General features: G+C 42.8%; 16 protein-coding genes. 7 read left to right on the forward strand and 9 right to left on the reverse strand.

Annotation, left to right across the window (positions count from 1 at the left end):
* Window positions 1–101: 101 nt before the first annotated feature.
* From NSP_RS03630 to NSP_RS03655, 6 genes are all read right to left on the reverse strand, one after another.
* Window positions 102–350, reverse strand: coding sequence for a hypothetical protein (locus NSP_RS03630; RefSeq protein ID WP_006195649.1), 249 nt, complete (start codon window positions 348–350; stop codon window positions 102–104).
* A gap of 161 nt (window positions 351–511) precedes the next feature.
* Window positions 512–748, reverse strand: a complete 237-nt coding sequence (locus NSP_RS03635; RefSeq protein ID WP_006195650.1) for a hypothetical protein — start codon at window positions 746–748, stop codon at window positions 512–514.
* A gap of 169 nt (window positions 749–917) precedes the next feature.
* Window positions 918–1,175: a hypothetical protein gene (locus tag NSP_RS03640; RefSeq protein ID WP_006195651.1), complete on the reverse strand. Its 258-nt coding sequence runs from the start codon at window positions 1,173–1,175 to the stop codon at window positions 918–920.
* A gap of 648 nt (window positions 1,176–1,823) precedes the next feature.
* A complete protein-coding gene (locus tag NSP_RS03645) occupies window positions 1,824–2,084 on the reverse strand; it encodes a hypothetical protein (RefSeq protein ID WP_006195652.1) in 261 nt (86 codons plus the stop codon).
* Window positions 2,085–2,325: 241 nt separating this feature from the next.
* Window positions 2,326–3,819: a M16 family metallopeptidase gene (locus NSP_RS03650; protein WP_231859530.1), complete on the reverse strand. Its 1,494-nt coding sequence runs from the start codon at window positions 3,817–3,819 to the stop codon at window positions 2,326–2,328.
* A 49-nt stretch (window positions 3,820–3,868) separates the two neighbouring features.
* Window positions 3,869–5,479, reverse strand: coding sequence for a M16 family metallopeptidase (locus NSP_RS03655; RefSeq protein WP_006195655.1), 1,611 nt, complete (start codon window positions 5,477–5,479; stop codon window positions 3,869–3,871).
* A gap of 183 nt (window positions 5,480–5,662) precedes the next feature.
* On the opposite strand from NSP_RS03655, the gene NSP_RS03660 reads away from it, so the two are divergent.
* Window positions 5,663–6,277 carry a TetR/AcrR family transcriptional regulator gene (locus tag NSP_RS03660; protein WP_006195656.1) on the forward strand — a complete coding sequence of 205 codons (615 nt, stop codon included), beginning with the start codon at window positions 5,663–5,665 and terminating at the stop codon, window positions 6,275–6,277.
* 41 nt (window positions 6,278–6,318) lie between these two features.
* Here the strand turns inward: NSP_RS03660 and NSP_RS03665 are convergent, their stop codons facing one another.
* Window positions 6,319–6,756, reverse strand: coding sequence for a DUF4332 domain-containing protein (locus NSP_RS03665; protein WP_173403330.1), 438 nt, complete (start codon window positions 6,754–6,756; stop codon window positions 6,319–6,321).
* Between the two features lie 94 nt (window positions 6,757–6,850).
* Window positions 6,851–7,648: a PhzF family phenazine biosynthesis protein gene (locus NSP_RS03670; protein WP_006195658.1), complete on the reverse strand. Its 798-nt coding sequence runs from the start codon at window positions 7,646–7,648 to the stop codon at window positions 6,851–6,853.
* A gap of 70 nt (window positions 7,649–7,718) precedes the next feature.
* Between NSP_RS03670 and NSP_RS03675 the strand changes: the two genes are divergently transcribed.
* Window positions 7,719–9,074: an aminopeptidase P family protein gene (locus NSP_RS03675; RefSeq protein ID WP_006195660.1), complete on the forward strand. Its 1,356-nt coding sequence runs from the start codon at window positions 7,719–7,721 to the stop codon at window positions 9,072–9,074.
* 13 nt (window positions 9,075–9,087) lie between these two features.
* Here the strand turns inward: NSP_RS03675 and NSP_RS03680 are convergent, their stop codons facing one another.
* Window positions 9,088–9,522, reverse strand: a complete 435-nt coding sequence (locus NSP_RS03680; protein ID WP_006195661.1) for a hypothetical protein — start codon at window positions 9,520–9,522, stop codon at window positions 9,088–9,090.
* A 344-nt stretch (window positions 9,523–9,866) separates the two neighbouring features.
* Between NSP_RS03680 and ffh the strand changes: the two genes are divergently transcribed.
* The 5 genes from ffh (at window position 9,867) to NSP_RS03705 (ending at window position 13,921) form a co-directional block, all read left to right on the forward strand.
* On the forward strand, window positions 9,867–11,339 hold the full coding sequence (gene ffh / locus NSP_RS03685; RefSeq protein WP_006195662.1) for a signal recognition particle protein: 1,473 nt from the start codon (window positions 9,867–9,869) through the stop codon (window positions 11,337–11,339).
* Window positions 11,340–11,456: 117 nt separating this feature from the next.
* Window positions 11,457–11,717, forward strand: a complete 261-nt coding sequence (rpsP, locus tag NSP_RS03690; RefSeq protein WP_006195663.1) for a 30S ribosomal protein S16 — start codon at window positions 11,457–11,459, stop codon at window positions 11,715–11,717.
* Complete coding sequence (locus NSP_RS03695; protein WP_173403252.1) at window positions 11,680–12,138, forward strand: KH domain-containing protein; 459 nt, start codon at window positions 11,680–11,682, stop codon at window positions 12,136–12,138. The genes rpsP and NSP_RS03695 overlap by 38 nt, the downstream gene beginning before the upstream one ends.
* Before the next feature lie 133 nt (window positions 12,139–12,271).
* The gene (locus tag NSP_RS03700; protein WP_006195665.1) at window positions 12,272–13,225 is read left to right on the forward strand and encodes a PhoH family protein; all 954 of its coding nucleotides are present in this window, start codon (window positions 12,272–12,274) and stop codon (window positions 13,223–13,225) included.
* Between the two features lie 288 nt (window positions 13,226–13,513).
* On the forward strand, window positions 13,514–13,921 hold the full coding sequence (locus tag NSP_RS03705) for a ChuX/HutX family heme-like substrate-binding protein (protein WP_006195666.1): 408 nt from the start codon (window positions 13,514–13,516) through the stop codon (window positions 13,919–13,921).
* Window positions 13,922–13,923 lie beyond the last annotated feature (2 nt).

Genomic DNA, 13,923 nt, shown 5'->3' on the forward strand with positions numbered 1-13,923 from the left:
ATGGTGTCTAGTCGGCTCTTAGGAATTATTGGTAATCACATAAATTAGTTTTTACCTTTAATTCCTAAAGAGCCATCAATTTCAGCAGTTACCCGAAGTCATTAAATGCCACTAAATGACTTGGCTAACACAGTTACATGACCAATGGCATATACAGTCACAAATGCTCCAGCAAGCTTAGTCAGTGTCGTAGGATCACTGACAGCAACTTGAGCGCCTATTCCAGCACCGTAGCCGATTTGACCACCGGAGATGGAATCTACATCGCTGAATTCATTCAGAAAACTTTCAGAATCTTGAAACAATTCAGAACCAGCAGCGTGTAGTTCGGACAGTGTAATATTTGCCATGATTTTCTCCTAAAAGACTTGTTGTAATGAACTGAAAATTGCTTAGATTTAGCTAGACCACAGGGATAATTGGTAATAACAAAAGCTCATGTTATTCACATAGATAGCTTTTTACCTTTAATCCCTGGAAAACCATCAAGCTCTGTAGTGATCCAGAACTATTAAACGTTGCTTGCGCTGAATGATTTTGCTAACACGGTAACGTGACCAATAGCATATACAGTCACAAATGCCTCAGCTAGCTTCATTAATGTTGTGGGGTCGCTAACTCCTCCAGCGTAGCCAACTTGACCACCAGAAATAGAATCTACATCGCTGAATTCATTCAAGAAACTTTCAGAATCGTTGAATAATTCAGAACCAGCAACGTGTAGTTCGGACAGTGTAATATTAGCCATGATTTACTCCTAACAGTCTTGTCGCAATTAAGCAAGCTTACAGAAAATTGTTTAAGCTGGTTAGCTCTCAGGGATTATTGATAATTAAGAAAGTCCATGTTAATCACATAGATTACTTATTAGCTTTAATCCCCAAAAAGCCCTATAGCTTACTAGTTACCTGAAGCCATTAGTATCCGTGGCTGAATGACTTGGCTAGCACGGTAACATGACCAATGGCATAAACCGTAACAAATGCCTCGGCTAGTTTAGTTAATGTTGAAATTCCACTAACTGTTTTGTAGCCATAGCCTTGGTCGTAACCTTGACTAGAGGTACTACCACCGGAAATAGAATCGACATCGTTCAATTCATTGAGAAAACTCTCAGAATCTAGGAATAATTCAGAACCAGTGGTGTTTAGTTCAAACAATTTGATGTTTGCCATATTAGCTCCTCAAGCACTTGTCGGTGGTAAATGAAATCGGTAAGCAATCAATCTGTGTTTGCTTAACTGATACTGTCATTTTTATTGATTCAAAATCAGAAAGTCAAGGCTAAAACCCTGTTTGAAAAGACATATATTCAAGAGTTGTGTCTTTTTTAAAATAGTATTTGGATCTGATAGATTATGTGTTTCAGTTGCTAGTAATACTTATTTGAATAATTACAACATACCAAATGCAGATTTACAGTAAATCGTAGATAAGGGCGGGCAAGATGCCCACCTCAGAAGATTTATAGTAATCCGCTTGGATTTTGAACTTACTTGCGTAGGTGGGGAGTGGTCCGTAGGGAGTGGTCCGTGGGAAACAGCTTTTTGAGTTGTAAGCGCAAAGCGCAGGCTACGCCAACAGAAATCAAATAGGAGTCCTATATCATGTAGATAAGTGACAAAAAGAAAAATACCCAAGTTCTTGAAGAAGCCGGGTATGTGAGTCTCTTAGTATTTGCAAATCAGATAGGATTGCTATATGCTGGCTTTAGCCTGTGAGGCTATGAATTATGTGATATAAAGATTAATTTATCTGAAAAATAGTCTATATTTCGGTTAATTATAGTCGAAGTTAATGATAATTAAAAATGTCAAAATGAATTAAAAAGAATTTAATCTTTCATTGAATTGATTTCTAGCACCAAAAATCACTATACCCATTTGATTTCTCAAGCGATAAAGAAGGTTATCTAGATTTTGATCTACCGTATTTCCTAAAGGTTGTTCATTTATATCACTGTTACCTGCTGTGACGGTACTTCCTTCACGTCCCTCCACCGTTTTGATTTCTCCTTCTGTTATTTCATTAAGAAGCTGTTGCTCATTACTAGGATACAAGTTATAAATTTCTATCTTCGCCATGTAATTTACTCCCTAAATACTTACAGTAATTCAGTAAGACCTGGCAAATTATATGCTCAGAATTATAATCACTTATTATATTTTGCAATTTGATTTACATAAGTCAATAGTTTTTGTTAATTACATAGACAAAAAGCAAGTAATTAGGTCTGAAAAAGAGATGTTTTTGTAGTAGCAGTTTTTCATATTGAGTTTTTTAGATAGGAATAGAGACGCGATTTATCACGTCTCTGAGTAAGTGTTAATTCTGCGCTTGTGTTTGTGAACTGGGAATTGTCACATCTATGGGCGTTACTGATGCAGCTAGTTGTGTCAATGGGGGTTGTATGGCTGTCTGATTACCCACTACGAGAGTTACCAGTTTTTCTGGTTTGAGGTATTCTCGTGCTACCCGTTGCACGTCAGCTTCTGTGGTGGCTGCTACGGCTTTTTGATAGCGAAATAAGAAATCAGCCGGATAGCCATAATATTCGTATCGCATCAATCGTGATAGGGTTTGAGCCGGGTTTTGAAAGTTGAATACAAAGGAGTTGAGGGTGGACTCTTTTGCAAAGGCTAGTTCTTGGGCGGTAACGGGTTGGGCTTGGATACGCTTGATTTCAGTCTGTAAGGCTTGGACAAACTGGACTGTAGCATCCGATCGCGTTTGTCCCCCGGCGATAAACATTCCTGGGTAGTCGAAGCGAGGACTCCAGTAGCCATATACAGAGTATGCTAATCCTTGGCGCGATCGCACTTCGTTTAATAAGCGTCCACCAAATCCATTTAATACCCCATTCAAGACATCCAAAGCCGCATAATCAGGATTGTCAAACTTACCGCCGATATGTCCCATCAATACACTACTCTGAGTTAGCTGTGGTTGATTGACAAAAAATACACCACCTGTATTAGCTGGCTTTACTTCTGATAACTGGGGTTGAGTCATTTTAGGGGAACGTTTCCAATCACCAAACTTTGCTTGAATCAGCGATCGCATTTTTTGCGGTTCAAAATCCCCCACAATTCCCAAAATTATATTATTCGGATGAAAATATTCCTGGTAAAACTTGACTAAATCCTCACGAGAAATATTATCCAGCGTCGCATACTCGGGTGTGCGAGCATAGGGACTATCTTTGCCATAAATTAACTTCTGAAATTCTCGGCTCGCAATATCTTCTGGATCGTCATTACGGCGGGCGATACCACCCCTAGCCTGAGTTTTTGCTAATTCTAACTGTTTTTCGTCAAATACAGGCTCTCGCAGCACTTCGGCAAACAAATCAAACACCGTTTCTAAATCTTCAGTCAGAGATTGAAAACCAGCACTACCGGAAGCTTCACCAATCCCAGTTTCCACAGAAGCGGCGCGTTGTTCCAAAATCTGATTAAGCTGATCCGCCGAATGCGTCTGAGTTCCCCCAGTCCGCATCACCGCACCAGTAAAACCAGCCAAGCCAATTTTATCAGCTGGTTCTAGGCGATCGCCTGTCCGAATCAACGCCGTACCATTCACCAACGGAAGATCATGATCCTCCATCAAATACACAACCAAACCGTTGTCGAGAACAAAGCGCTCATTATTAGGTAACTTAATCTCAGGTAACGGTGGAAGCTCCAACTCAGTATAATGCTTCGCTGCTGCCGTCGCTGCCAAAGAAAAGTTAAAACTGACCAACAAACAGGTGACAGCCAGAATCAAACTATAAAATAGCCCCTTATTCTTACCCAGCCTCAATTTAAAATTGAACATTCTTAATCCCATCTGTCTCTTACGCTCTGTGTCTTTGCGGTTCATTCCCTTATCCTTGTTTCGACAACAACTTGCCAATAGTGCGATTTTCTGGTGTAAAAGTCGCCTTCGCCACCCGTTGAATATCCGCAGTTGTCACCGCCGAAATGTCATCTAATTGCTTAAACAAATTCCGCCAAGAACCAGTTTTTACCTCTGCTTCCAATAACTGCTGCGCCATACCCATATTGGAATTAAGGCTAAGTAATAAACTCGCCCGTGCTTGGGTTTTCACCCGTTGTAAGTCAACCTCCGCCACAGGTTCAGTTTTCAACTTTTCAATTTCTTGTTGCAAAGCTGTTGCTACCTCATCCACCGTGTGACCGGGAGCCGTGAGAGCATAAAATAACATTAAATTTGGGTACTTATCCCCAGGAAAGCCACTAAAACCCTGAGCATTTAATGCTAAACGCTGCTGTTCTACCAAAGATTTATACAAACGCGACGTGCGCCCATTACTTAATAAACCCGCAATAATTTGATAAACTGCATCATCGGGATGGGTAACTGATGGGCGGTGATAGCCTTCCAAATACCAAGGTTGAGAAGCTAGTTCTAAAGTAAATTCTCGTGTTTGTGCTTGCGGTGGTTCAACCGGAATTTTGGCTGTTGCTTTTGGTTTGGCTTGATAACGGCCAAAATAAATTTTTGCCAGTTTTTTCACTTCCACCGGATCGACATCTCCGACCACAGCAATGGTTAAATTACTCGGTACATAGTGAGCATCAAAGAATTTTTGCACATCTTCCGGTGTGAGATTGCGGATATCTTCTTCATAACCGATGACCGGTCGTTTGTAGGGATGGACTGTAAAAGCAGTATCCATCAAATTCTCCACCATCATCCCGATAGGCGAATTATCTACCCGCATCCGCCGTTCTTCTAAAATCACATCTTTTTCTTTGTAAAACTCCCGACGCACCACAGGCTCTAAAAATCGCTCTGATTCCAGAGACATCCACAGTTTCAACTTATTAGAGGGAAAGCTGTAAAAGTATTTCGTCGCTTCCGATGAAGTGGTAGCATTTAAACCTACACCCCCGGCTTGGTTGACAATTTGCCCCATTTCGTTTTGTGTAACTAGCGTGTCTGCTTGGGACTCTACTTGCTTAAATTCAGTTTGCAATTTAGCCAGATCATCTTGTTTATCATTGGCTTTTGCGGTTCTAATTTGAGCATCTAATTGTTCTAAGCGGTCGAGTAAAAGTTTTTCCGCTTCGTAGTCTTTTGTACCGATGCGTGTTGTGCCTTTAAATGCTAAATGCTCTAGAAAGTGTGCTACACCAGTTTGTCCTTCTGGCTCATCCACACCACCCACATCAGCATAAGTCAGAAACGAAACTACAGGGGCTTGATGCCGTTCCAAGACGATGAATTTTAACCCATTTTCCAAGCGAAACTCAGTTAATTGCTTAATTACCCGATCTAAATACGGTTGAATTGAAGTTTTTTCGGGTGGGTTTTGACGAAATTGCCGAATTCTTTGCAGAGGATTTGCAGTTTGAGTTTGAGCTTGAGCTTGAGCTATGTTGGGAAGTAACCCCCACCAGCAAATTACAAGTACCATCAAAATGGTCGAGAGCCGACGCAATATGATAGTTGAATAATTGGGTTGATTCATAAGCGAGAATAAAATTAAAGTTCCATTATCTGATAAATATCCTGTGGGAGCTAAAACCTCACCCCAACTCTCTCCTAGCTCAGGAGCTACGGTTAACCTTGTATTAAGCTTTCTGTGCTTTTTGTACCTGACGTTAGACAATAATGATACAAGTCGCGTTCCGAAAATCACACAATAATTGATATGCGAGTTTTTAATTCACCTCCACCTTCAGAAGCACAAACACGTACCCGCATTTTACAGGCCGCACAGAAGTTATTTGCTTCTAAGGGATTTGATGGTACTACCACCCGCGATTTAGCCCAAGCAGCAGGTGTTGCTGAAGGTACTTTGTTTCGTTATTTTGCCAATAAAAAATCTATTTTAGTGGAAGTCGCTACAAGTGGCTGGGTGGACATTTTAACAGATTTGCTCACAGAATTGAGTGAAATGGGCAGTTATAAGGCGATCGCTCAAGTGATGCGCCGCCGGATGTGGAATTTACATAAAAATGTAGATTTGATGAAGGTTTGTTTTATGGAGGTGCAGTTTCATCCAGATTTGCGCGATCGCATTCAAGAAGAAGTCATTGGTAAAATGACTGATGTGGCTGAAGCTTTCTTTCAATCTGCGATGGACAAGGGTATTTATCGCCAAACTGATGCTAAATTAGTGGCTAAGGTGTTTTTGGGAATGTTTGCGATCGCTGGATTCTCTAACAATACTCTCATGGCTCCAGATGCTTCACCCCAAGAAATGCAACAAATGGCGGAAGGTTTGGCTGATATCTTCCTCAATGGTGTGTTGGCTAAAGAATAATTGAACGCCGATGTACGCCGATGTACGCCGATGAAGGCGTTTTAGGTGATTTGTTTTGCTTGCTGACTCCATTGTTCTACTACATCAATCGTTGGACACAAGTCTCGTCGCTGCGTTGTTGATACCTGTAGGCGCATAATTTGTTGGTGTAATCTATGGGTGGGTGTTTGAGCTAGTTGTGCCACAGAAGCAATACCAGAATGCAGCAATAAACCACAATATTTCATTCCTATTCCAGGAATACGCGCCAAATCGGCTAAGGCGATCCATTTATTTACATATTGCAGATTAACTTGTAATTTATTTGCTAAATTTACCCTGGTTTCGGCAGTTTTTCCTTGTTTAATTAGCTCTTTTGTGGTAATGATTCCACAATTTTGCAGTTTGGCTTGTTCTGACTCAGTTAATCCTGGTAATTGTTCAATTGGCCAATCACAAGCGGTGATCGGATTTTTAGTATTTGGCTGTTTGGCGGGCATTTGCTTTTGTTGAGTATGGCTGTGTTTGGAGTTCATCCTAACGTTTTTTAACGCAGAGGGGCGCTAAGGTAAGCGCAGAGGTACGCGGAGTTTTTTAGGTAAATAATTCGCCCCGCATTACGGTTATTGCTTGTCCAGAGAGAAGCACGCGATCGCCTCCTGGATAGCGCACCTTGACCACTCCACCGCGTTGGGAGGCTTGAAACGCCAAAAACTCATCTTTATGCAGGCGATCGCGCCAGAAAGCCGCCAGACAGCAATGAGCCGCCCCAGTCACAGGGTCTTCATTTATACCTAATCCCGGTGCAAAAAAGCGAGAAACAAAATCATATTCAGAATCAGCATTAGTTTGGCTAGTGACAATCACATCAGGTATAGGCAAAGTTTTCAATAGCTGAAAATTAGGCTGCATTTGTCGTACCAAATCCTCAGACTCCACCTCGACTAAATACCCCAGAGAATTTTGCAGCACCGATTTACAACTAACACCCAAAGCCTCGCTTAATTCCCCAGAAGCGACCGTTTCCTGAGATAAATTCACCGGAAAATCTAACGAAATCCACTCACCCAAACATTCAGCAATTAAAACACCACTTTTAGTATAAAAACGGGCAACCTCATCAGGTAACAAATACCCCTCAGACCAAAGAACATGAGCGCTAGCCAAAGTTGCGTGACCACAAAGAGGAACTTCCACCGTTGGAGTAAACCAACGCAAACTAAAACCATCATCCTGTCGCAGCAAAAAAGCCGTCTCCGACAAATTCATCTCCTGAGCCACATTTTGCATCCAAGCATCATCCCGAAACTCAGACAAAACACAAACCGCCGCCGGATTCCCCGCAAAACACCTATTTGTAAAAGCATCAACCTGAAAAATCACCAATCCCATAACTCACCTAAAATAAAATAACCACTCCGCGAACCTTTGCGCTTACCTCCGCGCCCCTCTGCGTTAAATCATGCTCAAACAAACCTTACACCACCGCCGACAACAACTAGCCACCCTCATCAACTTTCCCGCAATATTGTGGTCAGGAAACACCAACCCCCGCAACTTCCCCGCCAACACTTACCCATTTCGAGCCAGTAGCCATTTCCTCTACTTCGCCGGACTACCATTACAAAACGCCGCAATTCGCCTAGAAGGAGGCAAACTAGAACTATTCATAGATAATCCCACACCCAGCAGCGCCCTGTGGCATGGACAAATGCCCACCCGTGACGAAATAGCCGAGCAAATAGGCGCAGATACAGCCCGACCAATGGCAGAATTAGAATCATATTTAGAAGATGCAGCCACAATTCCCGTCCAGAATGCAGCTACTTGGACACAGCAAACACAGTTATTAAATAGATGGGTGCTACCACAACAACCGCCCCAAGGAAATGATTTAGAATTAGCCAAAGCCATAATTTCCCTCCGTCTCACCCATGACGCAGGCGCATTAATTGAATTGCGAAAAGCTGCGGCTGTAACTGTTGCGGCGCATAAAGCCGGGATAGCAGCCACATCAAAAGCTAAACTAGAAGCAGAAGTTCGTGCAGCTATGGAAGCGGTGATTATTGGTGAAAATATGACCACTTCTTACAACAGTATTGTCACCGTTCACGGCGAAGTTCTACATAACGAACATTATCACCATCCACTGCAACCAGGTGATTTAATTTTGGCTGATGTCGGTGCAGAAACCGCAATGGGTTGGGCTGCTGATGTTACCCGGACTTGGCCTGTATCTGGTAAGTTTTCATCTACCCAAAGAGATATTTATGATGTAGTGCTGGCGGCTCATGATGCTTGTATTGCTAAAATACGCCCAGGTGTGGAGTATGGAGATATTCATTTATTAGCCGCTACAGTCATCGCTGAAGGTTTGGTAGATTTAGGCATTTTACAAGGAAATCCCGCAGATTTAGTAGAAATGGATGCCCATGCGCTGTTTTTCCCTCATGGAATTGGTCATTTATTGGGTTTAGATGTGCATGATATGGAAGATTTGGGCGATTTAGCTGGGTATGAAGAAGGAAGAACCAGAAGCGATCGCTTTGGCTTGGGCTACCTGCGTTTAAATCGTCTTTTGCGTCCAGGAATGTTAGTCACAATTGAACCGGGATTTTATCAAGTTCCAGCAATTTTAAATGATCCTAACGTGCGCTCAAAATATGAAAATATCGTCAATTGGCAGCGTTTATCTGAATTCACCGACGTGCGGGGAATACGTATAGAAGATGATGTTTTAGTTACAGAATCAGGCAGCGAAGTTTTGACAGATGCTTTACCAAATCAGGCGATCGCCATTGAAACAATAGCAAATTAATGGCTCATTGTAATTATTTTGTCACAGGTGTACCATTTAAAGTCATCACAGGATTGCGATCGCCTCCGGCGGGGCGCAGCCCATCGCAAATACTAATATCAGCTTGCCAACGAGAGGGGAAATCTGGATCAATGAAAGTAATTTCAACTCGGCCCCAATGATAGGTAGGTTTACCATCAGCCCCTTCTCTATAGGTATCACAACGTACTGATGAAGAGTTTTGTACCCAATAACCGCTATATGAACCTCTGTCTGTGAACACTCCTGCTAAACCATCAATAAAGATCACTCCATCGGAACCATAGCGCCACACAGCAGTTTTATTGCGATCCTCTTGATAGACCACATTATATTCTTCCGTTGTCCAAACCTCATCTGCTAGAGCTTTTTGAGGTGCAGCAGCGCAAGTCAATAAAGCTAAAGTCAGGAAAACATAGTTCTTTTTCATAAGATTGACTTTAATTTAAAATTTGGCATTAAGTTCCATTTTCTCACAGTTTTACGAGCCTACTGCCAAACTCAACGAAAGTACAAGTATAAAGATGTTCACGAGTCATAATTGGTACATAACCTCATTGATCATGGGCTTTGCGATCGCTAAAAGTCAAACCTCTACCAATTAACCTCACCATAGATTGAGTTATCGTCGGTATCTGGTTGCTCAACTCGCGTTGAAATCACCTAAGCTGTAAATAGCACGTTAAAATTTTACCGAAAATTCTGAACCACCCTAGAAACATTTAACCTGGGCGGTCCCGGCTGACTCATTGACGAATTACCTGTAATTACATTATGTTTGATGCCTTATCTGATCGTTTAGAAAGTGCCTGGAAGAAACTACGGGGACAGGACAAAATATCTCAATCCAATATTCAAGACGCTTTGCGGGAAGTGCGCCGCGCCTTATTGGAAGCTGATGTCAATCTCCAGGTAGTCAAAGATTTTATTAGCGAAGTCGAAACCAAAGCCCAAGGTGCTGATGTTGTGGCTGGTGTGCGACCTGACCAACAATTCATCAAAATTGTTCACGATGAATTGGTGCGGGTGATGGGGGCGGAAAATGTTCCCTTAGCGGAAACCGAGGAAAAGCCCACAATCGTTTTAATGGCTGGTTTACAAGGTACTGGTAAAACCACAGCTACAGCTAAATTAGCCTTACATTTAAGAAAATTAGAGCGTAGCTGTTTGTTAGTCGCCACAGACGTATATCGCCCAGCCGCTATTGATCAGCTGGTGACGTTAGGTAAACAAATTGACGTTCCGGTTTTTGAATTGGGAAGCGATGCCGACCCTGTAGAAATTGCCCGCCAAGGTGTAGAACGTGCCAAAGCAGAAGGTTTCAATACAGTAATTATCGACACGGCTGGTCGTCTGCAAATTGACGAAGACATGATGGGGGAATTAGCCCGAATTAAAGCCACTGTCCAACCTCATGAAACCTTGCTAGTCGTGGACTCTATGACTGGACAAGAGGCAGCAAATCTGACTCGCACCTTCCACGACAAAATCGGCATTACTGGGGCGATTCTGACCAAATTAGATGGTGATACCCGTGGTGGTGCGGCGCTATCAGTCAGACAAATATCGGGAGCGCCAATTAAGTTTGTGGGTGTAGGCGAAAAAGTCGAAGCACTGCAACCTTTTTATCCTGAGCGCATGGCATCCCGGATTCTGGGAATGGGCGATGTTCTTTCCTTAGTAGAAAAAGCTCAGGAAGAATTTGATTTGGCAGATGCCGAGAAAATGCAGGATAAAATCCTGTCAGCCAAGTTTGACTTTAATGATTTTGTCAAACAGTTGCGGATGCTGAAAAATATGGGTTCCCTGGGCGGGATCATGAAGTTGATTCCCGGAATGAACAAGATTTCCGATGAGCAATTGAAGCAGGGCGAAACTCAACTCAAGCGCTGCGAGTCGATGATTAACTCCATGACTCGCCAAGAACGCCAAGACCCGGATTTATTGGCAAGTTCTCCCAGTCGGCGGCGGCGCATTGCCAAAGGTTCTGGTTACAGAGAGCCGGATGTGAGTAAGCTAGTGGCTGATTTCCAAAAAATGCGAACTCTTATGCAGCAAATGGGTCAAGGTCAAATGCCGGCGGGAATGCCTGGAATGTTTGGCGGTGGCGGCATGGGTAATCCTTTTGGCGGTGGTGATAATAGTCGTCCTTCGTCCCCTGGCTGGCGGGGTTATAATAGCGGCGATCGCACCACGAAAAAGAAAAAGAACAAAGAGAAAAAGAAAAAAGGCTTCGGCACTCTCTAGACTTGATGAACTGTTAACTGTTAACTGATAACTGTTAACTGATTCATAGCAGCGAAGGCTAGCAAGTGCTAAAATTGTCATTTGGGTACCAACAAATAGAAGAATCAGTCCTTAACCATGATTAAATTGCGCTTGAAGCGATTCGGCAAAAAGCGGGAACCAAGTTACCGGATTATCGCCATTAACAGCCTTGCACGCCGCGATGGCCGTCCCCTAGAAGAATTGGGATTCTACAACCCCATCACGGATGAAGTGCGACTAGATGTTCCCGGTATCGTCAAGCGACTACAACAAGGCGCTCAACCGACTGAGACCGTCCGTAGCATTTTAGTAAAAGCCAATGTTTTTGAACAGGTCAGTGCCACAACCGCATCTTAACGCCGGAATAGAATCCCTCACAGCTAGTCCTAACTATGTTAGGCTAGTTAAATTTTTGATGCAGCCATTTTTAGAATCTCCAGAGACTTTGAGCATTGATTGTGAAATTTCTCAGACCCTCAAACGGGTTTGGATTCGCATCGCCTTTGAAAGCAAGGACAAGGGAAAAGTGTTTGGTCGAGGGGGACGCAATATTCAGGCAATTAGAACAGTAATTGCGGCGGCAGCAGAATTTGCGGGACAATCCGTTTACTGGGATATGTACGGCAGTAATAGTTTTGGACGAGAGGGAATGTCTTCTGACGACGACCAGCAAGAGCGCTCGCCTTCGGCACTGCGGGGAGGGCAATCGCCAGAACCAAAAACGCCAGACAGAACTGTAAATATACCCAAACCTGTTGTCAAACCCCGAATTCGCTAGTTAGGCTAGAGAAAGTCTGAGCGGTGGACACTGAAGCTCGCCGAAGTGCTGTGGTTAATCCCGCTCAGATATTTCAGTAAAAATCACCTTTGTTGTCAAAAACTGCACTTAAGAAACTCAGCAATAAATACTTATGGCAGATGCCTTAATCATTCAGCTGCCTAATATTCCCAGTGCGATCGCTCTCGCCGGTGATAGAGAAGAAAATCTCAAACTCCTATCCCGACAAACAGGAGCTAGTTTAGTGTTGCGCGGACAAGAACTACACATTGGTGGTACAGAAGCGCAAATGCATCTGGCTGATCAATTAGTGCGATCGCTTGAAGTAATCTGGACTAAGGGCAATACTCTCTCCAGTGCCGACATTTTAACAGCCCGCCAAGCCCTGGATAGCGATCGACAAGACGAACTTCAGGAATTACAGCGAGATGTCTTGGCTAAAACTCGTCGCGGTGAAGAAATTCGTGCTAAAACTTTTCGCCAAAAAGAATACATTAAGGATATCCGTAGGCGTGACCTGACATTTTGCATTGGCCCGGCTGGAACAGGTAAAACCTATCTTGCTGTTGTGGTTGCGGTGCAAGCACTCCTAAACAACCAAGTAGAAAAGCTGATTTTAACTCGTCCGGCTGTAGAAGCTGGGGAAAAATTGGGATTTCTTCCCGGAGATTTACAGCAGAAAGTTAATCCCTATCTCCGCCCACTTTACGATGCTATCTATGAATTTATTGATCCAGAAAAAGTCCCTAGTTTAATGGAACGGGGTGTCATTGAAGTTGCGCCACTTGCTTATATGCGAGGACGCACCCTCAATCATGCTTTTGTAATTGTAGATGAAGCCCAGAATACTACACCCGCCCAAATGAAAATGGTGTTGACTCGTTTGGGTTTCCGTTCTCGAATGGTAATTACAGGTGACACCACACAAACCGATTTACCCCTGAGCCAAAAATCAGGACTAGCCGTAGCCTTACAAGTTCTCAAGAACGTTGAAGGTATTGGCTTTTGCGAATTCACCCAAAAAGATGTTGTGCGCCATGCCCTAGTTCAGCGCATTGTTGCCGCTTACGAACGTTATGAAAGATAATGGGAAAGAACCTCACCCCCAACCCCTCTCCTTAGTAAGGAGAGGGGAGAATTTAAGAAAACTTAAAAACTGGATTTTGATGTGATTTAATCTGAAAAAAGCAGCTATTTGTAGGTTGGGTTGAGGCTTTGCAAAACCCAACAAAAGCAGGGAATCTTAGGGTATAATTGAGTAACGAAATCCAACCAACACCTAGTTTATCAAAATATTTAAACAAGTTTCTGGTGTTTATTTGGTGAGAGTAATAAAAAACGACTAACAGCAAAACTATATAACTAATAACTGACTATGAATAACAATTTGAAAGACTTTTTAGAAGCTTGTGAAAACTTAGGAACTTTACGGATTATTGTTACTAGCAGCGCTGCTGTATTAGAAGCTCGCGGCAAAATAGAAAAGTTATTTTACGCCGAATTGCTCAAAGGGAAGTATGTCAATCTGCACACTGAGGGCTTTGAGTTTCACTTTAATATGGATAAAATTACTCAAGTTAAATTTGAAACAGGTAACGCGAAAAGAGGTAACTTTACCACCTATGCAATTCGGTTTTTAGATGAAAAACAAGAAGTTGCTTTAAGCTTATTTTTGCAATGGGGTAAACCGGGAGAATATGAACCCGGACAAGTGGAAGCTTGGCAAAATTTACGGGAACAGTATGGAGAAGTTTGGCAACCTGTACCCATTGAAACCTTATAAAA

It is taken from the genome of Nodularia spumigena CCY9414, assembly GCF_000340565.2.
In the GTDB taxonomy this organism is placed as follows: domain Bacteria; phylum Cyanobacteriota; class Cyanobacteriia; order Cyanobacteriales; family Nostocaceae; genus Nodularia; species Nodularia spumigena.